17 protein-coding genes and 1 tRNA gene are annotated in these 26,220 nt (G+C 64.1%); 14 read left to right on the top strand and 4 right to left on the bottom strand.

The annotated features are described in order from the left end of the window. Nucleotides 1–165: 165 nt before the first annotated feature. Nucleotides 166–1,314, bottom strand: a complete 1,149-nt coding sequence (locus tag JS536_RS02280) for a quinone-dependent dihydroorotate dehydrogenase (protein WP_214355604.1) — start codon at nt 1,312–1,314, stop codon at nt 166–168. A gap of 241 nt (nt 1,315–1,555) precedes the next feature. Here JS536_RS02280 and JS536_RS02285 point away from each other — a divergent pair, with 241 nt between their 5' ends. The 6 genes from JS536_RS02285 (at nt 1,556) to JS536_RS02310 (ending at nt 8,694) form a co-directional block, all read left to right on the top strand. Next, nucleotides 1,556–2,359 carry a DeoR/GlpR family DNA-binding transcription regulator gene (locus JS536_RS02285; RefSeq protein WP_033891309.1) on the top strand — a complete coding sequence of 268 codons (804 nt, stop codon included), beginning with the start codon at nt 1,556–1,558 and terminating at the stop codon, nt 2,357–2,359. Between the two features lie 5 nt (nt 2,360–2,364). After that, entirely contained in the window at nt 2,365–3,615 is a 1,251-nt protein-coding gene (gene galT, locus JS536_RS02290) for a galactose-1-phosphate uridylyltransferase (protein ID WP_109057889.1), read from the top strand. Between the two features lie 93 nt (nt 3,616–3,708). Next, a complete protein-coding gene (galK, locus tag JS536_RS02295; protein WP_214303750.1) occupies nt 3,709–4,959 on the top strand; it encodes a galactokinase in 1,251 nt (416 codons plus the stop codon). Nucleotides 4,960–5,452: 493 nt separating this feature from the next. Then, nucleotides 5,453–6,931, top strand: coding sequence for an MFS transporter (locus tag JS536_RS02300; RefSeq protein WP_346427452.1), 1,479 nt, complete (start codon nt 5,453–5,455; stop codon nt 6,929–6,931). A 95-nt stretch (nt 6,932–7,026) separates the two neighbouring features. Beyond that, nucleotides 7,027–7,299, top strand: coding sequence for an ACT domain-containing protein (locus JS536_RS02305; protein WP_109057887.1), 273 nt, complete (start codon nt 7,027–7,029; stop codon nt 7,297–7,299). 30 nt (nt 7,300–7,329) lie between these two features. Further along, a complete protein-coding gene (locus JS536_RS02310; RefSeq protein WP_214355605.1) occupies nt 7,330–8,694 on the top strand; it encodes a PFL family protein in 1,365 nt (454 codons plus the stop codon). A gap of 226 nt (nt 8,695–8,920) precedes the next feature. Here the strand turns inward: JS536_RS02310 and JS536_RS02315 are convergent, their stop codons facing one another. Both JS536_RS02315 and JS536_RS02320 read right to left on the bottom strand, forming a co-directional pair. Further along, nucleotides 8,921–9,922, bottom strand: coding sequence for a hypothetical protein (locus tag JS536_RS02315; protein WP_214355606.1), 1,002 nt, complete (start codon nt 9,920–9,922; stop codon nt 8,921–8,923). A 238-nt stretch (nt 9,923–10,160) separates the two neighbouring features. Further along, entirely contained in the window at nt 10,161–10,823 is a 663-nt protein-coding gene (locus tag JS536_RS02320; protein WP_214355607.1) for a tRNA (cytidine(34)-2'-O)-methyltransferase, read from the bottom strand. 20 nt (nt 10,824–10,843) lie between these two features. On the opposite strand from JS536_RS02320, the gene JS536_RS02325 reads away from it, so the two are divergent. The 4 genes from JS536_RS02325 (at nt 10,844) to JS536_RS02340 (ending at nt 20,640) form a co-directional block, all read left to right on the top strand. After that, entirely contained in the window at nt 10,844–11,833 is a 990-nt protein-coding gene (locus JS536_RS02325; RefSeq protein ID WP_214355608.1) for an A/G-specific adenine glycosylase, read from the top strand. Nucleotides 11,834–11,898: 65 nt separating this feature from the next. Beyond that, nucleotides 11,899–12,654, top strand: coding sequence for a hypothetical protein (locus JS536_RS02330; RefSeq protein ID WP_214355609.1), 756 nt, complete (start codon nt 11,899–11,901; stop codon nt 12,652–12,654). 220 nt (nt 12,655–12,874) lie between these two features. Further along, nucleotides 12,875–16,438 carry a DNA-directed RNA polymerase subunit beta gene (gene rpoB / locus JS536_RS02335; protein ID WP_214303756.1) on the top strand — a complete coding sequence of 1,188 codons (3,564 nt, stop codon included), beginning with the start codon at nt 12,875–12,877 and terminating at the stop codon, nt 16,436–16,438. Nucleotides 16,439–16,593: 155 nt separating this feature from the next. After that, nucleotides 16,594–20,640, top strand: coding sequence for a DNA-directed RNA polymerase subunit beta' (locus tag JS536_RS02340; RefSeq protein ID WP_214355610.1), 4,047 nt, complete (start codon nt 16,594–16,596; stop codon nt 20,638–20,640). 375 nt (nt 20,641–21,015) lie between these two features. On the opposite strand, the gene JS536_RS02345 is transcribed toward JS536_RS02340, so the two are convergent. Then, on the bottom strand, nt 21,016–21,963 hold the full coding sequence (locus tag JS536_RS02345) for an ROK family glucokinase (protein ID WP_214355611.1): 948 nt from the start codon (nt 21,961–21,963) through the stop codon (nt 21,016–21,018). A gap of 310 nt (nt 21,964–22,273) precedes the next feature. On the opposite strand from JS536_RS02345, the gene JS536_RS02350 reads away from it, so the two are divergent. From JS536_RS02350 to xylA, 4 genes are all read left to right on the top strand, one after another. After that, nucleotides 22,274–22,350: transfer RNA gene (locus JS536_RS02350), tRNA-Asp, on the top strand. 94 nt (nt 22,351–22,444) lie between these two features. After that, on the top strand, nt 22,445–22,864 hold the full coding sequence (locus JS536_RS02355; RefSeq protein WP_214355612.1) for a peptide deformylase: 420 nt from the start codon (nt 22,445–22,447) through the stop codon (nt 22,862–22,864). 51 nt (nt 22,865–22,915) lie between these two features. Continuing rightward, nucleotides 22,916–23,890, top strand: a complete 975-nt coding sequence (locus JS536_RS02360; RefSeq protein WP_214355613.1) for an EamA family transporter — start codon at nt 22,916–22,918, stop codon at nt 23,888–23,890. Nucleotides 23,891–24,639: 749 nt separating this feature from the next. After that, nucleotides 24,640–25,989, top strand: a complete 1,350-nt coding sequence (xylA, locus tag JS536_RS02365; RefSeq protein WP_214303761.1) for a xylose isomerase — start codon at nt 24,640–24,642, stop codon at nt 25,987–25,989. The last annotated feature ends 231 nt before the right edge of the window (nt 25,990–26,220 follow it).

A 26,220-nucleotide genomic window follows, 5' to 3' on the forward strand; every position in this document is an offset into this window, starting at 1 on the left:
ACGGCAGTCGAGCTAAGAGAGTGCTGGCGTAGCCTGTCCGTAATTGCGGGACGAGCTGTCAGCGAAGCTGACTGAGGGGAGTACTACGGGTTATTCGTGGTGCTCCCCTCAGTCTCACTGCGTTCGACAGCTCCCCTCAGAGAGGGGAGCCAAACATGGGTGAAGTCACGCATCCACGCCGACGGCGTCGGCGACGTGCTCGAAGCCGTCGCGGCGCAGCAGTTCGGCCAGTCCGCGCTTCAACACGGTGATTTGCTGCGGGCCGCGGTACATCAGCGAGCTGATGAACATGACCAAGCTCGCGCCGGCGCGGATCTTGGCATAGGCCTGCTCCGGAGTGAAGACGCCGCCGATGCCGGCGATGGCGAAACGGTCACCGTAGTCGCGGTACACGTTGCGCACCAGTTCGGTGCTGGCCACGGCGCACGGGCCGCCGGAGAGACCTCCCTCCCAGTCGCGCGGAATCTCGAGACCGGTGCGGTCCTTCTGCAGGTTGGCCAGCGAGACGCCCTGCACATTGTGCTCGGCCAGCACGTCCAGCAGCTCCTTGAACTCCGGCCATGGCTTGTTCAACGGCATCTTGACCAGCGTGGGCTGGGGACGGTCGATCTTGTCCAGCGCGGTGAACAGGCGGTCGAGCGCCTCGGGGGAGGACGTGAACGGCTCGCCCACGTGCGTGTTCGGGCAGGAGACGTTCACCTCCACCATCGCCGTGCGGCCGGCGGCCCGGCGCATCGAGATGCAGTAATCCTCGATGCCCTCGTCCAGATCGCCGCACAGCGCGTCGTTGGTGCGGGCGATGGAGACGGACACCTGCATCTGGCGGGCCTGCGTCCAGGCCTTCTCCGCGCGCTCGATGACCTTGTCCGAGCCGATGTTGGCCAATCCCACATGCACCATCATCGAATCGTATTCGGGCAGACGGTGGAACCACGGCTTGGCGTTGCCGGGGCATGGGCGGGCGGTGGTGGAACCCACGGTTTCGAAGCCGAAGCCGGCGTTGTCCAGCAGCACGGGCATCTCGCAGTTCTTGTCCAGGCCGGCGGACAGGCCGAACGGGTTGCTGAAGTCCACGCCCATCACCTGCGTCTCCAGAATCGGATCCGTGTAGTCGAGCATCGTGCGCTCGGCCCACAGCAGCGGCGGCATGTGCTTGACCGCGGAGCAGAAGGCGATCATCTGGTCGTGCGCCTCGTCCGGGCGATGATTGAACACGAAGTTCGGCTTGATGATGTGCTTATAGCCGAAGGTGAAGAGGTCGGTGGTGGCTTTGTTGACGGCATCATGCCAGAAGCTTTGTGAAACGTAGGTCATGACTCCTATTGTCTCACGGGTTCCGCATGCCGGACGGACCTGGGTCATGCGCCGTGGAACCGATGTCGGGGTCGATTTGTGCGGTCCTGTGTCCCGATGCCCTTGAGAAATGTGCGATTTTGCGCGATTTTGGGGGAATGCGCCATGGTTTGACCTGAAAAAGTACAAGAATTTCAGGATTTTGTCCCCAAAACGCTCAGGCCGGTTTGTTTTGTGAGTTTTTGTGTGCGATAATGTTCGTATGATTTCGTCACAACGTCAGCACCTGATCCTGAGCAGGCTGCGTACGCGCGGTGCCGTACGCATCACCGCGCTCTCGAAGGAGCTGGGTGTGTCAGCGATGACCATCCGTCGTGACATCGCCGAGCTGGCGGACAAGGGTCTGCTCAAGCGCGTCCATGGCGGTGCCGTGACCACCAGCACCTTGTTGAGCGAGCCGCTCTTCTCCGTCAAGTCCCAAATGGACATCGGGCTCAAGGATGCCATCGCGCAGGAGGCCGTCAAGTACGTGGCCCCCGGCGACGTGATCGCCATCGGCGGCGGCACCACGGCGTACGTGTTCGCCCAGCATCTGCTCGAATCGCAGCAGTCCAGCGGCATCACGATCCTGACCAATTCGATCCCCGTGGCCGAACTGGTGCAGGCGCTCGAATCCAAGGACGTCGAGGTGATCGTCACCGGCGGCGTGATCACCCGATCCAACTCGCTCGTGGGCCCCATCGCCGACAAGGTGGTGGCCTCCCTGCGCGTGAACACCGTATTCCTCGGCACCCACTCGGTGTCGATTCCCCGCGGCTTCCTCATGCCGAACTCGCTGGAGGCCGCAACCGATATGGCGATGATGGACATCGCCGATCGCACCATAGTTTTGACCGACCACACCAAGTGGAGCTGCACGTCGTTGTCCCTGTTCGCGCGCTTCGATCAGGTGGACACGGTCATCACCGACGACGGTCTCGATCCCGACTCCGCCGCCAAAACAAAGGATTTGGTCAAGGAACTCGTGCTGGCCCACCAGAGCGAGACCAATGAGGAAAGTGAGTGACACCCATGGCTGATTTCGCCAACTACACCCCTGGGGAGTACGCGAAGAAGCACATCCGCATCACGCCGACGACGCTCGCCGACGGCCGTGATTTCTTCTACCTGGACGACGATCCGGAGTACGTCTCCGGCGCGAAGACCCGCGAGCTCAAGGATCCGCGCCCGCTGGCCTACCGCTTCGCCCCGCATCTGGACGCCGACGGCAACGAAGTGCCGTACGCCGCCCCGCAGATGCGTCGTGATCCGCTCACCGGCGACTGGATCCCGATGGCGACCGCCCGTATGAACCGCCCGATCACCGCCGGCCCCGGTGCCACCGCCAAGGGCAACCCGCTGGCCGCCCGCAAGCCCGGCGACCCGTACCAGGACGGCGAGGTGCCGGACACCGATTACAACGTCGTGGTGTTCGAGAACCGCTTCCCGTCGATGGTGCGCGTGCCCGGCGTCTCCGAGGACGTGACCTACGTGGACGGCAACCCGCTGTGGGAGAAGAAGCTCGCCGCCGGCCGCTGCGAGGTCATCTGCTTCGACCCGAACGAGCACGGCCTGCCGGCCGACCTGCCGGTCTCCCGCCTGCGCACGGTGGTGGAGGCCTGGGCCTTCCGTACCGCCGAGATCTCCAAGATGGAGGGCATCGAGCAGATCTTCCCGTTCGAGAACCACGGCCAGGAGATCGGCGTCTCCCTCGCCCACCCGCACGGCCAGGTCTACTGCTACCCGTTCATCGCCCCGAAGATGGAGAAGGAGCTCCAGCACACCGAGGCCTATCACGAGAAGACCGGCGGCAACCTCCTCAAGGACATCATGAACGCCGAGCTCGAAGCCGGCGAACGTATCGTGATGCGCAACCACAGCTGGGTCGCCTACGTGCCGGCCGCCGCCCGCTGGCCCCTCGAGGTCCATGTGGCCCCGGTGCGCGACGTGCTCACCCTCGACGAGCTCAACGACGACGAGCGCTGGGATCTGGCCTCCATGTACTCGCACCTGCTCAAGCGCGGCAACGCCTTCTTCGACAAGGGCGACGGCAAGGGCATGGACCTGCCGTACATCGCCGCCTGGCACCAGGCTCCGATCCACGACAAGCGCCGTGAGAACTACCGCCTCAACCTGCAGTTCTTCTCCTTCCGCCGCGCCGCCAACAAGATCAAGTACCTGGCCGGTTCCGAGTCCGGCATGGCCGCCTGGATCTCCGACACCACGCCGGAGCTCATCGCCAAGCGCTTCCACGAGCTCGGCGACATCGACATCGCCGACTGATGCACTATCGAGGCTCCCTCAGCCCGTTTGCGGGCGGCTTCCTTCAGGAAGGGGAGCCTCGATATATGAACACGTATAGAAAGAAAAACACCAATGACTGCTGTTGAATTCATCGAACCGATCTCCCATGAAGCCGGCGTGGAGCAGGCCGAGGCCCTGTTCTCCAAGACGTACGGCTCCAAGCCGGAGGGCGTGTGGGCCGCTCCGGGCCGCGTGAACCTCATCGGCGAGCACACCGACTACAACGCCGGCCTGTGCCTGCCGATCGCCCTGCCGCACCGCACGTTCATCGCCCTCTCCCCGCGCGAGGACACCAAGGTGCGCGTGGTCTCCGACGTGGCTCCGGACAAAGTGGCCGAAGCCGATCTCGAAGGGCTCCAGGCCCGCGGCGTGGACGGTTGGTCCGCCTACCCGACCGGCGTGGCCTGGGCGCTGCGCGAGGCCGGTTTCAGCAAGGTCCAGGGCTTCGACGCCGCGTTCGTCTCCTGCGTGCCGCTGGGAAGCGGCCTGAGCTCCTCCGCCGCCATGACCTGCTCCACCGCGCTGGCCCTCGATGACGTGTACGGCCTGGGCTACGGCGATTCCGACGCCGGCCGCGTGACCCTCATCAACGCCGCCATCAAGTCCGAGAACGAGATGGCCGGCGCATCCACCGGCGGCCTCGACCAGAACGCCTCCATGCGCTGCACTGCCGGACACGCGCTGCTGCTCGATTGCCGTCCGGAGCTTACTCCGCTGGAGAACGTCTCCCAGCAGGAGTTCGACCTGGACAAGTACGGCCTCGAACTTCTCGTGGTGGACACCCAGGCCCCGCACCAGCTCAACGACGGCCAGTACGCTCAGCGCCGCGCCACCTGCGAGGAGGCCGCCAAGATCCTCGGCGTGGCCAACCTGCGCGTCACCGCCGACGGCATCGCCAAGGCCGACGACCCGTTCCAGGCCCTCAAGGAGACGCTGGACGCCCTGCCGGACGAGACCATGAAGAAGCGCGTGCGCCACGTGGTCACCGAGATCGAGCGCGTGCGCTCCTTCGTGCACGCCTTCGCCAACGGCGACATCGAGGCCGCGGGCCGTCTGTTCAACGCCTCCCACGATTCCCTGGCCGCCGACTACGAGGTCACCGTGCCCGAGCTCGACGTGGCCGTGGACGTGGCCCGCCACAACGGCGCCTACGGCGCCCGCATGACCGGCGGCGGCTTCGGCGGTTCCATCATCGCCCTGGTCGACAAGGGCCGTAGCCACGAGGTCGCCCAGGCCATCGCCGACGAATTCGAAAAGCGTGGCTTCCACGCGCCGAGGGCGCTTGCTGCCGTGGCGGCGCCGAGCGCGTCCCGTGAGGCGTAGTCACAGTCCAGTGGACTGTGACTAGCCGCGGCCGAGGACGAGCCGATAGGCGAGTCCGAGGTAATGATGAGCCGGCCGAAGGCCGTCCATAATTGCGGGATGTTGCCGCGTCTTCGGCGTCTCTCGAGGCCTGATACCCAGTATTCCGGCTCCCCTCTCTGAGGGGAGCTGTCAGCGAAGCTGACTGAGGGGAGCCCTCCGCGACACGCGCGGCCGTACTTACGAAAAATTGAAAAACGTATTACGGTGACTTTCTGTTTTGAATAATCGCATGCCAACCGGCGTATCACTTGCCGGATGGCATGCGATTTTTTGTTGCCGAATGTGACCCGGACGTTAGGGGTTTTCGGCGCCCGCCAATGAAGCCGCACACCGTGACCCGCGGAAGTCACCGCGGGCGCCGGTGGACCGCGGCATGCATGGCGTGCGACGCGCAACGGCAACGAGCATAGAGATACAGAAGAGGATTCCGTTGTCCGAAAAGCAGACAACCATTCGTAATACCCAATTCGACGATTCCGCGTTCGTCCCGAACAAGCACCAGCACTTCGACCACCCGCACAAGGTCATGCTCGGCCTGTACATCAGCGTGTTTCTGGGCATGCTGTCCGAAACGTCCATGAACATCACCCTGCCCGACCTGATGACCGATTTCGGCATCTCCTCTGGCACCGCGCAGTGGATGGTCGTCGGCTACATGCTGGCCATCGGCGTGGTGCTGCCGTGCGTGGGCTTCATGCTCAAGTGGATCAAGGCCAAGACGCTCGTGCTGTTCTCATTGGTCTGCTTCCTGGTCGGCGCAATCGTATGCACCATCGCGCCCACTTTCCCGATCCTGCTGGCCGGCCGTATCATGCAGGGCGTCAGCACCGGCATCGTGCTGCCTACCATGTACGCGGCCATCATGCGTGTGTTCCCGCTGCACAAGATCGGCGCGGCCAACGGCGTGGCGGGCCTCGTCATCATGTTCGCCCCGGTCATCGGCCCGACCATCGCGGGCGCGCTCATCGGCGCGTTCTCCTGGCGTGCGATCTTCGCGCTGTTCGCTCTCGTCGCCGTCGTCGCCATCGTATGCACCGCGCTGTTCTTCGTCACGCCGATCGAACGCACCCGTCCGAACGTCGACGTGCTCTCCATCATCACCTCCGCCATCGGCTTTGGCTGCCTCGTGGCCGGCGTGAGCCTGATCAGCGACATGGGCTTCTCGGCCGTCGTCATCGGCCTGCTCGTGATCGGCGTGTTCGTGCTGGCGTTCTACGCCTACCGCCAGCTGCATATCGCCGCGCCGCTGCTCGACCTGCGCGCGCTCGGCATCGCCGCGTTCCGCACGCCGGCCGTCATGATCAGCTGTTCGTTCTCCTGCACGCTGGCGTTCATGTACCTGGTGCCGCAGGAACTGCAGCGCGGCATGGGCCTGAGCTCCGCCGTCGCCGGCCTGCTCATGCTGCCCGGTGGCGTGATCAACGCGCTGTGCACGCTGGCCGCCGGCCGACTGTTCGACCGCTACGGCGCGAAGAAGCTGGTCTGGATCGGCTCGGTGCTGACCATCATCGGCGGCGCGCTGTTCTGCGCCATCGGTGTTTCGACGCCCGTCATGTTGTTCCTCGCCGCGCACATCATTGTGATGGTCGGCATCCCGTTCATCCAGCAGTCCTCGCAGTCCGCGGCGCTCAAGTCGCTGCCCGGCCACATGGCGGCGGATGGCAGCACGATCATGAACACCATGCAGCAGGTGTGCGGCGCCATCGCCACCGCCGTGGCCACCTGCCTGCTCGGCCTCGGCCAGACGAACTACGCGGCGGCGGGCGGCGCGAACCCCGCCCAGGGCTTCGTGGATGGTTCCCGCTACGGCTACCTGTTCGGCATGGTGCTGGTGGTCATCGTGCTGGCATGCTCCTTCCTACTCAAGGAACAGCAGGACGAGCCCAAGCTCGTGCCGGTGCATGTGGACATCGAGAAGCTGGCCGCGTGACGGCACTGTCCCGCTGAGACGTAACGCGCATCGTAACGGGTGTCTCCCTATACTGGGAAGACACCCGTTTTTCGTTTCAACGACCAAGGAGCGCCATGAACAAGGCCATCATCACCGTCGTCGGCCAGGATACCGTCGGCATCATCGCACGAGTCTGCACTTACCTTTCCAATCATCACGTCAACGTTCTCGACATCTCGCAGACCATCATCGATGGCTTCTTCAACATGATGATGATCGTGGACTACTCCGCCTCCGACAAGGAATTCAGCGCCATGGTCGGCAATCTCGAGGATCTCGGCGATGACATCGGCGTGCGCATCCGCTGCCAGCGCGAGGAGATCTTCACCAAGATGCACCGCATCTGATCTCGCCGGACCGAACCGAAAGGAAACACCATGCTGAATATCATGGAGGTCCACGAGACCAATCAGATGATCGAGCAGGAGAAGCTCGACGTGCGCACCATCACCATGGGCATCTCGTTGCTCGACTGCGCGGCGGACACGGTCGAGAAGACCTGCGACAACATCTACCGCAAGATCACCACCTACGCCAAGGACCTCGTCTCCACAGGCCAGGCCATCGAAAGCGACTACGGCATCCCGATCGTCAACAAGCGCATCACCGTCACCCCGATCTCGCTTGTCGGCGCCAGCTGCTGCAAGACCAGCGAGGACTTCGTCCAAATCGCCCACGCGCTCGACAAGGCGGCCAAGGAGGTCGGCGTCGATCTCATCGGCGGATACTCGGCGCTCGTCTCCAAGGCCATGACCCCGGCCGAGGAACTGCTCATCCGCTCCCTGCCGCAGGCCCTCTCCGAGACGGACATCGTCTGCTCCTCGGTCAACGTGGGTTCCACCAAGACCGGCATCGACATGAACGCGGTGGAACTGCTCGGCCACATCATCAAGGACATCTCCGAACGCACCGCGGACAACGACTCCTACGGCTGTGTGAAATTCGTGGCCTTCTGCAACGTGCCGGACGACAACCCGTTCATGGCCGGCGGCTTCCACGGCGTGACCGAAGGCGACGCGGTGATCAACGTGGGCGTCTCCGGACCGGGCGTGGTCTCCCGCGCGCTCGACGCCGCCAAGGGCAAGGACTTCGAGTTCCTGTGCGAGACCATCAAGCGCACCGCCTTCAAGATCACCCGCGTGGGCCAGCTGGTGGCCCAGGAGGCGTCCCGCAGGCTCGACGTGCCGTTCGGCATCATCGACCTCTCGCTCGCCCCGACCCCGGCCGTGGGCGATTCGGTGGGTGAGGTGCTGGAGAAGATCGGTCTCGAGCAGGTCGGCGCCCCCGGCACCACCGCGGCGCTGGCGATGCTCAACGACCAGGTCAAGAAGGGCGGCATCATGGCGTCCAGCTATGTGGGCGGCTTGTCCGGCGCGTTCATCCCCGTCTCCGAGGACAAGAACATGATCGACGCCGCCGCATCCGGATGCCTGACCATCGAAAAGCTCGAGGCCATGACCTGCGTGTGCTCGGTGGGTCTCGACATGATCGCCATCCCCGGCGACACCTCGGCGGCCACCATCTCCGGCCTCATCGCGGACGAGGCGGCCATCGGCATGGTCAACCAGAAGACCACCGCCGTGCGCGTGATCCCCGTGGCCGGCAAGGGCGTGGGCGAGATGGCCAACTTCGGCGGTCTTATGGGCTACGCGCCCATCATGCCGGTCAACCAGACCAGCTGCGAGGCGTTCGTGACCCGCGGCGGCCGCATCCCCGCGCCGATCCATTCGTTCAAGAACTGACCGTCTTCCGGCCGTCGTTCCGTAGCCGGACAATGGACGTCGTCTCAGCGTACGTTTTCCGTGGTTTTACGTGACGTTCCCACGCTTTGCGTACGCTAAGCGAATGCCAGTGTACGCAAAGTGTGGGTAACCTCGGTAGACCCACGGAAAACGTACGCTGAGACGACGTCCGCGGAGCGGGCGGGACGACGGGGAGGAAAGAGTGGTGCGGTGTGCGGGCGTCCGTCTACGTGCCGTAATCGCCGTATTGCCTGATTTGGGGCACTCCGGCGTCCTTGAGCATGTGAAACAGTTTGTTGGACAGTGTGTCTTCATAGGTGCAGTGCAGGATGCATGTCACTCCGGCGGCACGAAGCGCACGATCACGTTCCTTCTGCTCCCTGAGTATCTGCTTGACTGTCCGTCTGCCGGTCATCGACGCATCCGCATATTTCGCCATACCGTCGTACTCGAGAACGATTACCCGTCCGTCATGCAGCCGCCACATGAAATCGGTCCGATACCGGCGTGCGGGGAACAACGGATCGTTGACCTCCACCTGGAGTAGAGGAGTGGCGAATCCGTTGATGATGATATAGGCGCGGACCTGCGATTCGCCGCCGTTTTCGCTGGAACCGTCCACGTAATGCAGCAGATTGCGTATCGGAGCGATATCCACGCGGCGCCGTTTGCAGGCGTCGGCCACCAACTGCAGATCCATGTGCTGCCGTGCCGCGGAGTCGAAAATCGGAAGTGCCTGCGCGAACGACAGTGAGACGGCACAATCCGTCAACGTGCGCGCCGGCTCGGTCACCAAGATGCCCGACTGCAGCCGGGCGTTGACGGACATCATGAAAACGTGCTCGATCCGATATGCATCGGCATCGGTGGATGCCGTGCCTTGCACGGACCGCGAATGACGGCCCGTCGTATCGGCTACGAACATACGGCGCCGGTGCAGATTCCAGGAATGGTCGTAACCATATGCGTCGGCGGCGGTCAGTCCCGCGAACACCCACTTCGGATGTAGCACGGACAATGCGCGTGCGACATGCATCGAACGTTGGCATTCATTCAACGTTTGCCAGTAGTCGGGGCGCGCGTACAGGTTCGAGTACGGCGACAGCAGCTCGTTGTTCAGGTATCGCCGCCGCAATGCGCGTCGGATGGAATCGGTCGTGCCGACCGCGCACTGTTGCTCGTTTTCCGCCTGCGTAATCGCGGCGGTCACTGCTTTGTGCTGTTTCATCATTCCACGGTAGGGGAATGGACGGCGCATGCCTAATCCGTCTGTTTCGGCCCGGTGGATAACATGCCGGGAAATCCAAAAATGTGGATAACTCCCGTCGGTCTGTGAAGACTTCCCTCACTTTACGTACGCTGCGCACCCGTCAGTGTACGTAAAGTGAGGGAAGGCTCCGTGGCTCCGCGCTTTACGTACGCTGAATAGGTGTACGGGGCGTATGGGACCGTTCCGACTGGTACCGTCAGCGGCCGCCGGCGAAGTTCAGCTGACGCCACGCCTCGTAGATGGCGATGGACGCGCAGTTGGTGAGGTTCAGGGAGCGCAGGGACGGGCGCATCGGCAGGCGCACCTGCTCGGCCACATGCGGACCGGCCATGATGTCCATCGGATCGGGGATGTCGCCCGGCTCCGGGCCGAACAGCAGGATGTCGGTCGGACGGTATTCGATGTCCGTGTACAGCTTGGTGGCATGCGCCGTGAACGCGATGATGCGCGAATTCGGCATCGACTCCACCAGGTTCTCGAAGTTCGGGTGCAGCACCACATGCGCCATGTCATGGTAGTCGAGGCCGGCGCGGCGCAGCTTGGTGTCACGCAGGTTGAAGCCCAGCGGCTCCACCAGGTGCAGGATCGTGCCGGTCACCGCGCACAGGCGGATGGCCGAACCGGTGTTGCCGGGGATGCGCGGGGAGTAGTAGCACAGGTGCGGCGTCACGGTCTCGGTGGCGGCGGCCTTCTCGGCGGACAGCATCGCATCCACCACGGAGATCGGGTTGCCATGCGCGTCGGTCACCAGTTCGTCGGGCCCGTAGTTCGACTTGCGGTATCCGTATTCGAACATCTTCTCGACCTTGGATTCCGGATTTTCTGGGGTTTGCGGGTTCAGTTCAGCCTCGTTCGTCATAGCTGCTAAGAATAAGAACGATGAACGACACAGTACAGCCCCGCTCCGATCCGCATTCCCGTGAGCTCCACGTCAGGGTTCACGGCACCTCGGCCGTTCGGACACCAGAGCCGGACGACGCCGCCGTCCATGACGACGTGGCGTTGCGATTGGCCGCATGGTGGGAGGCGAACGCCCGCGATTTGCCCTGGCGCTTCGGCCGGACCACGCCGTGGGGCGTGCTCGTCTCCGAGGTGATGAGCCAGCAGACGCAGATGAGCCGCGTGGTGCCCTACTGGATCGACTGGATGGCCCGCTGGCCGGACGCCCGCGCGCTCGCCGAGGCTTCCAAGGCCGACGTGATCACCGCATGGGGTCGCCTCGGCTACCCCCGCCGCGCCTTGCGGTTGCAGGAATGCGCCCGCGTGGTGGCCCGCGATTACGCCGATGAGCTGCCCCGCACCTACGACGAGCTGACCGGCCTGCCTGGCATCGGCGACTACACCGCCTCCGCCGTGATGAGCTTCGCGTTCGGCGAGCGGATCGCCGTGATCGACACCAATATCCGTCGTGTGCTGAGCCGTGTGTTCCTCGGCGCCGAATCGCTCGGGGGATCGGCCAATTCCGCCGAACGCGCGCTCGCCGTCCGGGTGCTGCCCGAGGCCGTCCGCGATTCGGTGACGTGGAACCAGTCGGTCATGGAATTGGGAGCCGTGATGTGCACGGCCAAGTCGCCCATGTGCGAGGCCTGTCCGGTCGTCCGTGACTGCCGGTTCCTGAAGCTCGGCAGGCCCGGACTGGGGGAGCGGCGCACCCGGCCGCGCCAGCGATTCCAGGGCACCGACCGACAGGTGCGCGGGCTGGTGCTCGCCGCGTTGCGCGGGTTGCCGGCCGGTGCGACGCTCGCAAGGGCCGACGCCGAGACGCTGTGGAAGGACCGGGCCCAGCTCGCCGCCTGCATCGCCAGCCTTGACGACGATGGCCTCATCGAGATGACCCAGGACGGTGCGTTGCGTCTGCCGCAAGGCTGATGTTCTCGTGAAAAACGCCTCATAGCCGTGTGTGTCCGGGTATGCGGCCGTAGACTGGAACCGTTATGGCAGTGCAGAGGAACAATTCGGGCATGAGGAACGCGCGGGGGAGCAAGGCCGGAGCCGGAAGGGCCGGCAAATCCGTCAGGGGCGGCTCCGGCAGGTCAGCCATGCCCGGACGTTCCGGCGCACCCGCACCCAAAAAGCGCCGGCGCAAGATCAGCAGGAAGCAGCAGGCGATCTACCGTCGCCGCCGCATCGTGGTGGGTGTGGTGCTGCTGCTGGTGCTGGCGCTGATCGGTTTCTGCGGCTACAGCCTCGGCCGCGGCATAAGCGCCATCAACACCGCGATCCACCATGACGAGGTGTACGCGATCTCCCGCGAAAGCGTGCCCACGCCGAAGAAAACCAGCAGCGTCAAGGACTGCTCCACCAAGAACCTCTCGTTGCAGCTGTCCTCGAAGTCCCAGTCCATGCCGGTGGGCGGCACCATGGAATTCACCGCCACGCTCGTGCATGAAGGCACGGGCAGCTGCCTGGTGGACGGCTCCGATTCGAGCCGCATCCTGACCATCACCTCCGGCAACGAGACCATCTACAAGTCCGACGTCTGTCCCGCCGACTCCCGCCTGCTGCTCATGGCCAAGGGCGACAAGGACTCCCAACAGATGAAGTGGAATGGCAACGCGAACGCCACGCTCACCGAATGCACGGACGAGTCCGACTGGCCCACGGTCAACGCCGGCACGTACGTGGCGCAGCTGAGCCTCAAGGACGATCCGAAGGTCAAGAGCGAGAAGGTCGTGTTCACCGTCCAGTAGGGGATGTGAAAGACATGGGGCGCTTCGGTTTCCGGCCCCTGCGCCGGGAAGGTTCCGGCCCCTTGATTTGTCGCTCCATAGCGCTAATATTGAGATTTTGCATAGGGTATGTCATATTGCGGGCATGCCATCGACAATGAAGCGTCCGCATAGGCATATGGTGGCCATGCCGGCGCTCCCAGGGGAAATTACTCAATAAGCGAGCGATAAGGAACGTCCATTGGCTAACACAGCTACGACGAACACCACCACCATCATCGCACGCGCCGACCAGCATGACATCGATCTGCACAAGGCGTCGGACCGCGTGAACTTCGGTTCCATCAAGGAACCCATCGATGTGCCCTACCTGCTGGGCGTGCAGACCGACAGCTTCGACTGGCTGATCGGCAACGAGCGCTGGAAGGCGCGCGTGGAGCAGGATGAGAAGAACGGCACCAACACCGTTCCCCACGTCTCCGGTCTTGACGAGGTCTTCAACGAGATCTCCCCGATCGAGAACTTCGCGCAGACCATGTCCCTGACCTTCTCGGATCCGTACTTCGAGGAGCCCCGTCACACCGTGCAGGAGTGCAAGGAGAAGGACTACACCTACTCCGCCCCGCTGTACGTGAACGCCGAGTTCGAGAACGGCGACACCGGCGAGATCAAGTCCCAGACCGTGTTCATGGGCGACTTCCCGCTGCAGACCCCGCACGGCACCTTCATCATCGGCGGCACCGAGCGAGTCATCGTCTCCCAGCTCGTGCGTTCCCCGGGCGTCTACTTCGACCGCCAGCAGGACCGCACCTCCGACAAGGAGGTCTTCGGCGCGAAGATCATCCCGTCCCGCGGCGCCTGGCTCGAGTTCGAGATCGACAAGAAGGACCAGCCGCAGGTGCGCGTGGACCGCAAGCGCAAGCAGTCCGCCATCGTCTTCCTCATGGCCATCGGCATGACCAAGCCCGAGATCCGCGAGGCCTTCAAGGACTACCCGCTGGTGCTCGACGCCCTCGACCGCGAGACCCTGGAGACCCAGGACGAGGCCCTGGTCGACCTGTACCGCAAGATCCGTCCGGCCGACACCCCCACCCCCGAGTCCGGCAAGAACCTGCTCGACTCCTTCTACTTCAACACCAAGCGCTACGACCTGGCGCGCGTGGGCCGTTACAAGATCAACCGCAAGCTCGGCCTGTCCGCCGACTTCAACGACCGTTCCCTGCACCGCGAGGACATCATCGCCACCATCAAGTACCTGGTGGCCCTGCATGACGGCGCCGCCACCTTCCCGGGCAAGCGCAACGGCGAGGACGTGGACCTGCGCGTGGATGTGGACGATATCGACCACTTCGGCAACCGTCGTATCCGCCAGGTGGGCGAGCTGATCCAGAACCAGCTGCGCACCGGCCTGTCCCGTATGGAGCGCGTGGTGCGCGAGCGCATGACCACGCAGGACGCCGAGGCCATCACCCCGCAGTCCCTGATCAACATCCGCCCGGTGAACGCCACCATCAAGGAGTTCTTCGGCACCTCCCAGCTCTCCCAGTTCATGGACCAGAACAACCCGCTCTCCGGCGTGACGAACAAGCGTCGTCTCTCCGCCCTGGGCCCCGGTGGTCTGTCCCGCGACCGCGCCTCCATGGAGGTGCGCGACGTGCACCCGTCCCACTTCGGCCGTATGTGCCCGATCGAGTCTCCTGAAGGCCCGAACATCGGTCTGATCGGCTCCCTGGCGACCTTCGGCCGCGTGAACCCGTTCGGCTTCATCGAGACCCCGTACCGCAAGGTCGTCAACGGCCATGTGACCGACGAGGTCGAGTACATGACCGCCGACCGCGATCTCGACCACGTGATCGCCCAGGCCAACCAGGAGCTCGACGAGAACGGCAACTTCGTGCAGAAGTCCGCCCTTGCCCGAGTGGGCGAGGAAGAGGCAGTCGATGTGCCCGTGAGCTCCGTGGACTACATGGACGTCTCCCCGCGCCAGATGGTCTCCCTCGGCGCCTCCCTGATTCCGTTCCTGGAGCACGACGAGGGCCACCGAGCGCTGATGGGTACTAACATGCAGCGCCAGGCCGTGCCGCTGATCGAGTCCGAGCGCCCGCTGGTGGGCACCGGTTCCGAATGGCGCGCCGCCAACGACTCCGGCGACGTCATCAAGGCCGACAAGGACGGCGTGGTGACCTACGTCTCCGCCGACCTGATCCGCGTGATGAACGACGACGGCACCACCAGCTCCTACAAGCTGGCCAAGTTCCAGCGTTCCAACCAGACCACCTGCTACAACCAGCGCCCGATCGTCCACGACGGCGAGCGTGTGGAGGCCGGTTCGGTCCTGGCCGACGGCCCCGCCATCCAGAACGGCGACCTGGCCCTGGGCAAGAACCTGCTCATCGCCTTCATGCCGTGGAACGGCTACAACTACGAGGACGCCGTGATCATCTCCCAGCGCCTCGTGCAGGACGACACCCTGTCCTCCATCCACATCGAGGAGTACGAGATCGACGCCCGCGAGACCAAGCTGGGCGCCGAGGAGATCACCCGCGACCTGCCGAACGTCGGTGAGGACGCCGTGGCCAACCTCGACGAGCGCGGCATCATCCGCATCGGCGCCGAGGTCGAGGCCGGCGACATCCTGGTCGGCAAGGTCACCCCGAAGGGCGAGACCGAGCTGACCCCGGAGGAGCGCCTGCTGCGCGCCATCTTCGGCGAGAAGTCCCGCGAGGTGCGCGACACCTCCCTGCGCGTGCCCCACGGCGAGACCGGTACGGTCATCGGCGTCAAGGAGATCACCCGCGAGGATGCCGAGGAGGACGGCGACGAGCTGCCCAACGGCGTGAACCAGATGATCCGCGTCTACATCGCCCAGCACCGCAAGATCACGGTGGGCGACAAGCTCTCCGGCCGCCACGGCAACAAGGGCTGCATCTCCCGCATCCTGCCGGAAGAGGACATGCCGTTCCTGGCGGACGGTACCCCGGTGGACATCATGCTGAACCCGCTGGGCGTGCCTTCCCGAATGAACCTGGGCCAGGTGCTGGAACTCCACTTGGGCTGGATCGCCCACTCCGGTTGGGACATCTCCCTCGACCCGAACCTGGAGGCCGAGTGGAAGAAGCTCATCCCCTCCGGCGCCGAGAAGGCCGAGCCGGGCACCCCGGTGGCCACCCCGGTGTTCGACGGCGTCAAGCCCGAGGTCCTCAAGGGCCTGCTGTCCACCACGCTGCCGAACCGCGACGGCGACCGCCTCGTGGGTCCGGACGGCAAGGCCACCCTGTTCGACGGCCGCACCGGCGAACCGTACGGCAAGCCGATCTCCGTGGGCTACATGTACATGCTGAAGCTGCACCACCTGGTGGACGACAAGATCCACGCCCGTTCCACCGGCCCGTACTCCATGATCACCCAGCAGCCGCTCGGCGGTAAGGCCCAGTTCGGTGGCCAGCGCTTCGGCGAGATGGAGGTGTGGGCCCTCGAGGCCTACGGTGCCGCCTACACGCTGCACGAGATGATGACCACCAAGTCCGATGACGTCGACGGCCGCGTGCGCGTCTACGGCGCCATCGTCAAGGGCGATAACCTGCCGCCGGCCGGCATCCCCGAGTCCTTCAAGGTGCTCCTCAAGGAAATGCAGTCCCTGTCCCTGAACGTCGAGGTGCTCAACGCCGAGGGCGTGGCCATCGACATGAAGGACGAGGACGACGATCCGGCGAACTCCACCGACGACCTCGGCTTCAACATCGGCGCCCGCCCGGACGCGGCCGCCAAGGAAGACCAGAAGGCCGAAGAGCCCGAGTACCAGTGATCCCTCGGGCCGTCCTCGGCCGGGCCCGCCGCCTGCCCCATCATCGGGCGGGTGGGCCCGGCCCGGACGGCTCCCACAGCGTGAACACGCCAAGACGCCGACATCGTCACGATAAGGCGCGAACAAAACTTTTTCTGAAAGAAACGGATTAACAAGTGCTGGACGTCAACGCATTTGACAAGCTTCGCATCGGCCTGGCCACCACCGAGGACATCCGCGGCTGGAGCCACGGCGAGGTCAAGAAGCCCGAAACCATCAACTACCGCACCCTGAAGCCCGAGAAGGACGGTCTGTTCGGCGAGCAGATCTTCGGCCCGACCCGCGACTGGGAGTGCGCCTGCGGCAAGTACAAGCGCGTGCGCTTCAAGGGCATCGTCTGCGAGCGATGCGGCGTGGAGGTCACCAAGTCCCGCGTGCGCCGTGAGCGCATGGGCCACATCGAGCTGGCCGCCCCCGTCACCCACATCTGGTTCTTCAAGGGTGTGCCGTCCCGCCTCGGCTACCTGCTCAACGTGACCCCGAAGGACCTGGAGCGCGTGATCTACTTCGCGTCCTACATGGTCACCGAGGTGGACGACGAGACCCGTCACAACGACATGCCCGGCCTGCAGGACGAGTTCGACTCCGAGATCAAGCGTCTCGAGCAGCGCCGCGACGCCGACATCGAGGCCCGTGCCAAGAAGGTGGAGGAGGATCTCGCCGCCCTCGAGGAGGCCGGTGAGGCCAAGGGACCGGCCCGCGCCAAGCTGCGCAACGGCGCCGAGCGCGACATGACCGCCATCCGCACCCGCTACAACGACCAGATCGCCCGCGTGGACGCCGTCTTCGACAAGTTCAAGAAGCTCAAGCCCGGCGACATGGTGGACGACGTGGATCTGTGGCGCGAGATGCAGGACCGCTACGGTGACTACTTCGACGGCTGCATGGGCGCCGAGGCCATCAAGAAGCGCCTGCAGTCCCTCGACCTGGAGGCCATCTCCAAGGAACTGCGCGAGGAGATCAAGGACGCTTCCGAGCAGCGCAAGACCAAGGCCCTCAAGCGCCTGAAGGTCGTCAACGCCTTCCTGACCACCGGCAACAAGCCGGAGGCCATGGTGCTCGACGTGATCCCGGTCATCCCGCCGGATCTGCGCCCGATGGTCCAGCTCGACGGCGGCCGTTTCGCCACCTCCGATCTCAACGACCTGTACCGCCGCGTGATCAACCGCAACAACCGTCTGAAGCGACTGATCGAGCTCGGCGCCCCTGAGATCATGCTCAACAACGAGAAGCGCATGCTCCAGGAGGCCGTGGACTCCCTGTTCGACAACGGCCGTCGCGGCCGCCCGGTCACCGGCGCGTCCAACCGTCCGCTCAAGTCCCTGTCCGACATGCTCAAGGGTAAGCAGGGCCGTTTCCGTCAGAACCTGCTCGGTAAGCGAGTCGACTACTCCGGCCGTTCCGTGATCGTGGTCGGCCCGTCCCTGCGCATGCACCAGTGCGGTCTGCCGAAGCCGATGGCCCTCGAGCTGTTCAAGCCGTTCGTCATCAAGCGCCTCGTGGACATGAACTACGCGCAGAACATGAAGTCCGCCAAGCGCATGGTGGACCGTGGCGACACCGAAGTGTATGGCGTGCTCGAGGAGGTCATCTCCGAGCATCCGGTGCTGCTCAACCGTGCACCTACGCTGCACCGTCTGGGCATCCAGGCCTTCGAGCCGATCCTGGTGGAAGGCAAGGCCATCCACCTGCCGCCGCTGGCCTGCGCCGCCTTCAACGCCGACTTCGATGGCGACCAGATGGCAGTCCACCTGCCGCTGTCCGCCGAGGCCCAGGCCGAGGCCCGCTCCCTGATGATGGCCTCCGACAACATCCTGAAGCCGGCCGACGGCCACACCGTGACCATGCCGTCCCAGGATATGATCCTCGGTCTGTACTACCTGTCCACCGTCATCGAGGGCGCCAAGGGCCAGGGCCGCGTGTTCTCCTCCCTGGAGGAGGCCGAGATGGCCCTCGACCTGCACGAGATCGACATGCAGGCCAAGGTGCTCATCCGCCTGCCGGAGAACTTCGTGCTGCCGAAGAACTGGGAGCCGGGCGAGGTCAAGGTGCTCGACCCGCGCGAGGGCGAGACCGAGGTCGCCAAGGAAGAGCGCTTCCACGACGGCTCCGTGCTGTTCGCCACCTCCTACGGCCGCATCCTGTTCAACGAGACGCTGCCCACCGACTACCCGTTCGTCAACGACCAGGTGGCCAAGGGCCGTCTGTCCAAGATCGTGGACGACATCGCCATGCGTTACTCCACCCAGCAGGTGGCCGCAACGCTGGACGCCCTGAAGGACCTCGGCTTCACCCGAGCCCCGTGGTCCGGCGTGTCCTTCGCCTTCTCCGACGTGAACGAGCCTCCGGAGCGCGACGCCAAGATCGCCGAGTACGAGGCCAAGGCCGACAAGGTCAACGCCAACTACGAGATGGGTCTGCTGACCGAGGAAGCCCGCCGCCAGGAGCTCATCGACCTGTGGACCGAGTGCACCGCCGAGGTGTCCAAGGAAGTCGAGGACAAGTTCGACCCGACCTCCAACCTGGCCATCATCGTGCAGTCCGGTGCACGAGGAAACATGATGCAGATCAACCAGATCGCAGGTATGCGAGGCCTCGTGGCCAACCCGAAGGGCGAGATCATCCCCCGTCCTGTGAAGTCCAACTACCGCGACGGCCTGTCCGTGCTGGAGTACTTCATCTCCCAGCACGGCGCCCGTAAGGGTCTGGCCGATACCGCACTGCGTACCGCAGAGTCCGGCTACCTGACCCGTCGTCTGGTGGACGTCTCCCAGGACGTGATCGTGCGCGAGGAGGACTGCGGCACCAAGCAGGGCCTGATGATCCGCGTGGCCGACCGCGACGCCGAGGGCAACCTCGTGCTCGTCAAGGCCGCCGACGGTGGTCCGTACTCCCGTCTGCTCGCCGCCGACGTCATCGACCCGGCTGACGGCCAGACCGTGCTCTACAAGCGCGACGACGCCCTGTCCATGGACGTGCTCAACGACCTCGTGGCCCACGGCGTGGAGGAAGTCAAGTGCCGTTCCGTGCTGACCTGCGAGTCCAAGCGCGGCGTGTGCGCCAAGTGCTACGGCTGGTCCCTGGCCACCAACAAGCTGGTGGACGTCGGCGAGACCGTCGGTATCGTGGCCGCCCAGTCCATCGGCGAGCCTGGTACCCAGCTGACGCTGCGTTCCTTCCACTCCGGTGGTGTGGCCGCGGCTTCCGATATCACCCAGGGTCTTCCCCGTGTGACCGAGCTTTTCGAGGCCCGTACCCCGAAGGGTGAGGCGCCGATCACCGAGTTCGCCGGCACCATCAAGGTGATGGAGAACGATCGCGGCCGCCAGATCATCCTGACCCCGGACGCCGATTCCGGCGCTCCGAAGGAAGAGGGCATCATCAAGCCGATCACCTACCAGGTGTCCAAGCGCGTGCCGCTGAAGGTCGCCGACGGCGACCACATCAAGGTCGGCACCCAGCTGGTCGAGGGTTCCGTGGATCCGAAGAAGATCCTCACCATCCTCGGCAAGCGCGCCGCCCAGGTGAACATCGTGGAAGAGGTGCACACCGTATACCGCTCCCAGGGCGTGGATATCCACGACAAGCACATCGAGGTCATCGTGCACCAGATGACCCGTCGCGTGACCATCATCGACTCCGGCGACACCGACCTGCTGCCGGGCGAGCTGGTGGACAACGCCCGCTTCCGCGAGATCAACCGCAACACGGTCAAGAACGGCGGCAAGCCCGCCGTGGGCCGTCCGGCGCTCATGGGCATCACCAAGGCCTCCCTGGCCACCGATTCCTGGCTGTCCGCCGCGTCCTTCCAGGAGACCACGCGCGTGCTTACCGAAGCCGCCCTCTCCGAGAAGGTCGACGACCTCAAGGGTCTCAAGGAGAACGTCATCATCGGTAAGCTCATCCCGGCCGGTACGGGTCTCGCCCGTTACCGCAACGCCGTGGTGGAGCCCGACAAGGCCATCCGCGACACCATCTACCCGAACTTCGGTCTGGGTGGCGAGGGTGACCTGAGCGATGCGTCCTTCTCCGACGCCGACCTGTCCGACCTGAACTTCTCCAACCTGGAGTTCGGCGACCTGAAGCTCGGCGATGACTTCAACCCGGACGACTTCTACTCCGACCAGGGTGACGACGACCTCGGTCTCGGCGACCAGCAGTGAGCCGGTCCGCCGGCGGGTTCCTCGTGTTTTAGACCTGAGGAACCCGGCCGGTGATAGGTAGCAAGTCCTGAAACGACAAGCGGCCCGGAACCTTCCTCTGATACGAGGAGGTTCCGGGCCGCTTGCGTTGTGGGGCAGGGGAGACAGGAAGTCTGGAACGGACACGGTACACTGGCTCCCCTCTTCGAGGGGAGCTGTCAGCGAAGCTGACTGAGGGGAGTTGCACGGGAGATAGCCTCAACGCTACAACTCCCCTCAGTCTCACTTCGTTCGACAGCTCCCCTCAGAGAGGGGAGCCGAAAAGCAAAGAAGCGTGCTCTCCCCAAATCAAGGAAGAGCACGCTTCTTGTGTTATCCGCGGAAACCCGCCGAAACTCAGCGCAGGGCCAGGTTGGCGGCGCCGATCAGACCGGCGTCCTGGCCGGCGGTGGCGGCGACGATCTTGGCATGGCCGCGGTAGGCGCTGCCTTCCAGGAAGCGGGCGTAGTTGTAGCGGGCCGGCTCCAGCAGGATGTCGCCGACGGCCACCACGCCGCCGCCGATCACGAAGATGTCCGGGTCAAGCACGGCGGCGGTGGCGGCCATGGTGCGGCCGAGCCATTCGCCGATCTTGTTGAAGGCGTACAGGCCGAGCACGTCGCCTTCCTGGGCGGCCTGGGAGACCATCGGGCCTTCGAGCTTGTTGATGTCGCCACCGCACAGCTCCAGCAGACGCTTGGCGTCCTGCGGACGACGACGCACGGCCGACTTGGCGAAGTTCTCCAGCGAGGTGCCGGAGGTGTAACGCTCGGCGCAGCCACGCAGGCCGCAGCCGCAGTGGTCGCCGTCCGGAACCATCGGCAGGTGGCCGAGCTCGGCGGCCATGCCGAAGGAGCCGCGGTACAGCTCGCCGTTGATCACGATGGCGCCGCCGAGACCGGTTCCCACGGTCAGGGCCACCATGTTCTTGCTGCCCTGGCCGGCACCGTGCACGTACTCGCCCCAGCCGGCGCAGTTCGCGTCGTTCTCGATGATGACCGGCACGGCGTGGTCGATGAGCTCGCCGATGTGCTCGGACAGGTCGTAGTTGAGCCATGCGGGGATGTTCGCGGCGAAGGTCATGGTCTTGCGGTCGGCGCCGACGTTGCCTGCGGCGGAGACGCCGATGGCCTGGATGTCATGGCCGGCGGCGTTGGCTTCGCGATAGACGCTGGCGATGTTCTGGTTGATCGCATCGGCATCCATCGGCGTGGGGACGCGCCAACGCTGAATAATGGTATCGTTTTCATCGCACACGGCGGCGGCGATCTTGGTTCCTCCGATGTCGATGGCAAGCGTGGTCATGGCCTCTCCTTTGATTGTCTTGGTACGCTGTAAACACTGGAATCATAACGGTTGCGGAAGACGTAGCGTGGTATTTCCCGCATGATTTGCGGCAATTGACGCATCGATTGCGTGACTTGCGCATGAATGAGAGCGTTCACATCAATTGGCTTTAATTACCAATTGGGAAGCAAACGGTTGCATTGATGCCGATTCAGTGGGGGCGTGCCGAAACCAGAGATGACGACACGCCGCGACACGCCGAAGTTGCGCATCTGGATGATGTTCCGGTAATGTATCCACTCGTGCCTCGCGAGAGTGAGAAACACACGGCCCCGTAGCTCAGTTGGTTAGAGCGCCGCCCTGTCACGGCGGAGGTCACCGGTTCAAGTCCGGCCGGGGTCGCCACCAAGGCTTCCGATGATTCGGAAGCCTTTTTCGTTATCTAACCTGACACAGCGGCTCATCGCCGCGCCAACCCAACGGCAAGGAGTCCGCCACCATGCAGCGTCCGATCATGACCTCCCGTTCCTTCCTGCGCATGCCGTCCGAGCAGGCCGGCCCCGGTGACGAAGCCGTGGCGCAGGATCTCGTGGACACCTTGGAGGCCAACCGCTCGCGCTGCGTGGGCATGGCCGCCAACATGATCGGCGTGAACAAGCGCATCATCGCTTTCGTGGACGAGGACTTGGGCGGACACATCACCGTCATGTACAACCCGGTGATCACCGCCACGGATGGCGCGTACGACACCCAGGAAGGATGCCTGTCCCTGGACGGCGAACGACGCACGCTGCGCTACCGCCGTATCGAGGTGGATTTCGAGGACCGTCGCTTCCGGGCTCGCCATGCCACGTTCACCGGCTTCACCGCCGAGATCATCCAGCACGAAGTCGACCACTGCAGCGGCATCATCATCTGAGCCGGACAAGCCAAGCCGGGCCGCACGGGCCGGTTGCGTTAGAATCGTCCGGTGAATCCAGCATCATCCGCACCTGACGTCACCGAACATACCGGCACAGAATCCGTCGATGGCGGGCGCGCCTCCGGCCCGCAGATCGTCCAGACGCCCAAAGGCGTGGCCGCCACGCTCGCGCAGGCGTTCGTATACGGCATGTTCCCGCTGTACTGGGCGGCGTTGGCCAGCGTGCCGTCGATGAACGTGATGCTCTACCGCATCGTCACCGCGGCGGTGGTGATGGTGGTGTTCATGCTGGCGACCGGCCGCTGGCATGGGCTCGTCGCGGCCGTATGCGCGATGTGGCGCACGCCGAAGGTCTTCGCGATGGCCGTCACGGCCGCGGTGCTCGTGACCATCGACTGGGTGGTCTATATCTATCTGGTCTCGATAGGCCGCACCTCCGAGGCCAGCGCCGCCAACTTCCTCATGCCACTCATCAACATGCTGCTGGCGCTCGTGTTGTTGCGCGAACGCACCACGCGGCTCGGGCTGGTCTCCATGGGCATCGCGGTCATCGGCGGTGCCTTGTATGTGCTGGACACCGGCTCGTTCCCCGGTCTCGCGCTGCTCATGACCTTCAGCTATTCGGGATACTGCCTCATCAAACGATTCGTGCCGCTCGACCCGTTCCAATCACTGACGTTCGAGACCGGCGTGCTCACGCCGATCGCGTTCGTGGCGCTCGCCGTGCAGCCGCGGTTCGGCGTGCCGGCGGGGGAGCCGTGGTGGGTGTGGGCGATGCTTGCCGGTTGCGGCGTGCTCACGGTGATCCCGCTGGTGCTCACTTCGTACGGCGTCAAACATGCGGCGTTCCTGACGTTGAGCTTCACGCAGTACATCACACCCACCATCCAGCTGATTCTGGGCATTGCGGTGCTCGGGGAACAGGTGCCGGCGCATCGGTTCATCTCCTTCTCCGTGATCTGGCTGGCGCTCGCCGTGTACACCTTCGACCTGGTGCGGCGGCATTACGAACGCCTGAAGTAGGGGAGCGACACGCCGGCATCGGCCGCGCGGCCGTGCCGGCGGTGGACAACCATCGGCTCAACCGGTGGATAACCGGGCCGGATGGTGGGTTATCCACAGCATGGCCGACCGGTTATGCACATTCGGGAGTGGCGGAATCGTGCGGTTTTCCACTTATCCACCAAACCGGGGCGGGGGATTGCGAACGTTTACATGCGGGGCGTAACGTGTGCCTCACGGCGGAAGGAACATCCGCCGGCCAACGTTGTTGAGAGATCCGGCCGGTTGTCTGACTGATATGAGGGGAATCGGGCGGCCGGATAACCCCGTTGGCCATTCGTCGCCATGAGGTACGCGGATGGCTGGCGGGCTCGGGAATCGGGGGCGCTCCGCATATGGCCTGCCGTGGGGATGCGGCGGGCCATATGGCCCTTGCCGGGTCGGACTGGCGGCCGTTTTCTGCTAGGAGCCCGTGCGGTCTATCGAAAAGCGGCCGCGATTCGGCGGATTTCCGCCCGGAATTTGCTAGACCGTGCAGCCTCCTGGCAAGAAACGGCCGCTAATCGGGGCTGCGGCATCCGGGCTGCATGCGGTCCACTTTTTCATATGCGTCTATTCTCAGTGGCTATGTGTAGCTGCCGAAAACCGTTGCAATCATTGGCAACACGCTGTGCGTCGCCGTATTAATTCAATCATTTGACAAACATAGTTTAACGGGTTTACTATTAATCCCGTAATCCGTTGAACCACTACTGCAAAGGAGCGCCCAAATGGGTCTGTGGGATGTTGACAAGGTCGAGTACGTCGGTCGTTCTAAGGGACCGAAGGAGGGCCTGGCCTTCCACTACTACGATGCCGACAAGGTCGTTGCCGGCAAGAAGATGAAGGACTGGCTGCGCTTCGGCGTCGCTTGGTGGCACACCTTCAACCAGGAGCTGGTTGATCCGTTCGGCACCGGCACCGCCCACCGTCCGTACTACAAGTACACCGATCCGATGGATCAGGCCCTGGCCAAGGTGGACTACGCCTTCGAGCTGTTCCAGAAGCTCGGCGTCGAGTACTTCTGCTTCCACGATCGCGACATCGCCCCCGAGGGTGACACCCTGCGCGAGACCGACGCCAACCTGGACAAGGTCGTCGACAAGATCGAGGAGAACATGAAGGCCACCGGCGTCAAGCTGCTGTGGAACACCTCCTCCCTGTTCACCAACCCGCGCTTCGTGTCCGGTGCCGCCACCTCCCCGTTCGCCGATATCTACGCCTACGCCGGCGGCCAGCTCAAGAAGAGCCTCGAGATCGGCAAGCGCCTGGGCGCCGAGAACTACGTGTTCTGGGGCGGCCGTGAAGGCTACGAGAACCTGTGGAACACCGAGATGAAGCGTGAGACCGATCACATCGCTCAGTTCTTCCACCTGTGCGCCGACTACGCCAAGGAAATCGGCTTCGACGCCCAGTTCCTGATTGAGCCGAAGCCGAAGGAGCCGACGCTGCACCAGTACGACTTCGATGCCGCCACCGCCATCGAGTTCCTGCGCAGCCACGACCTGACCGACGTCTTCAAGCTGAACCTCGAGGGCAACCACGCCAACCTGGCCGGCCACACCTACCAGCACGAGATCCGCGTGGCCCGCGAGAACGGCTTCCTGGGCTCTCTGGACGCCAACCAGGGCGACAAGCTCATCGGCTGGGATATGGATGAGTTCCCGACCGACCTCTACGAGACCGTCGCCGTGATGTGGGAGGTCCTGCAGGCCGGCTCCATCGGTCCTCACGGTGGTCTGAACTTCGACGCCAAGCCGCGCCGTACTTCCTTCTACGCCGAGGATCTGTTCCGCTCCCACGTCGCCGGCATGGATTCCTACGCCGCCGGCCTGCTGGTCGCCGACAAGATGAACCAGGACGGCTTCATCCAGGATCTCATGGCCGAGCGCTACAGCTCCTACGACTCCGGCATCGGCAAGGACATCGAGGACGGCAACGTCACCCTGGCCGACCTCGAAGCCTACAGCCTCGACAAGCCGCAGTCCGAGCTGATCGCCGCCACCAAGTCCGATCACCTGGAGTCCGTCAAGGCCACCATCAACAACTACATCATCGACGCCCTGTCCGAGGTTGAGTGAAACTCGGGTCCGGTCTCGAATGACTGACTGATACGGATTGCTTCGTCACCGGATGCGCGGTGCCGTGGGCCGCATGGCTTGCGAAAGCGCGCATCCGGCACGATTCGCCGTGTCTTGCATAACTGAATACGAATAATTGAATATCGATAACTGAAGATGCGATAACTGAATATAAAACCGATAATGCGCTACGGAAGCGGTGTGCCGCCGCCGTGCGCGAGTCGCAGACGG

The sequence above is a fragment of the Bifidobacterium sp. SO4 genome (assembly GCF_018555355.1).
GTDB lineage: Bacteria > Actinomycetota > Actinomycetes > Actinomycetales > Bifidobacteriaceae > Bifidobacterium > Bifidobacterium miconisargentati.

Coding starts and splice junctions, on each gene's coding strand:
- JS536_RS02325 (WP_214355608.1), top strand. CDS start 10,844: ATGAACGACACAGTACAGCCCCGCTCCGATCCGCATTCCCGTGAGCTC.
- JS536_RS02320 (WP_214355607.1), bottom strand. CDS start 10,823: ATGACGAACGAGGCTGAACTGAACCCGCAAACCCCAGAAAATCCGGAA.
- galT (WP_109057889.1), top strand. CDS start 2,365: ATGGCTGATTTCGCCAACTACACCCCTGGGGAGTACGCGAAGAAGCAC.
- JS536_RS02280 (WP_214355604.1), bottom strand. CDS start 1,314: ATGACCTACGTTTCACAAAGCTTCTGGCATGATGCCGTCAACAAAGCC.
- JS536_RS02330 (WP_214355609.1), top strand. CDS start 11,899: ATGGCAGTGCAGAGGAACAATTCGGGCATGAGGAACGCGCGGGGGAGC.
- JS536_RS02355 (WP_214355612.1), top strand. CDS start 22,445: ATGCAGCGTCCGATCATGACCTCCCGTTCCTTCCTGCGCATGCCGTCC.
- JS536_RS02310 (WP_214355605.1), top strand. CDS start 7,330: ATGCTGAATATCATGGAGGTCCACGAGACCAATCAGATGATCGAGCAG.
- JS536_RS02285 (WP_033891309.1), top strand. CDS start 1,556: ATGATTTCGTCACAACGTCAGCACCTGATCCTGAGCAGGCTGCGTACG.
- xylA (WP_214303761.1), top strand. CDS start 24,640: ATGGGTCTGTGGGATGTTGACAAGGTCGAGTACGTCGGTCGTTCTAAG.
- JS536_RS02315 (WP_214355606.1), bottom strand. CDS start 9,922: ATGAAACAGCACAAAGCAGTGACCGCCGCGATTACGCAGGCGGAAAAC.
- JS536_RS02305 (WP_109057887.1), top strand. CDS start 7,027: ATGAACAAGGCCATCATCACCGTCGTCGGCCAGGATACCGTCGGCATC.
- galK (WP_214303750.1), top strand. CDS start 3,709: ATGACTGCTGTTGAATTCATCGAACCGATCTCCCATGAAGCCGGCGTG.
- JS536_RS02345 (WP_214355611.1), bottom strand. CDS start 21,963: ATGACCACGCTTGCCATCGACATCGGAGGAACCAAGATCGCCGCCGCC.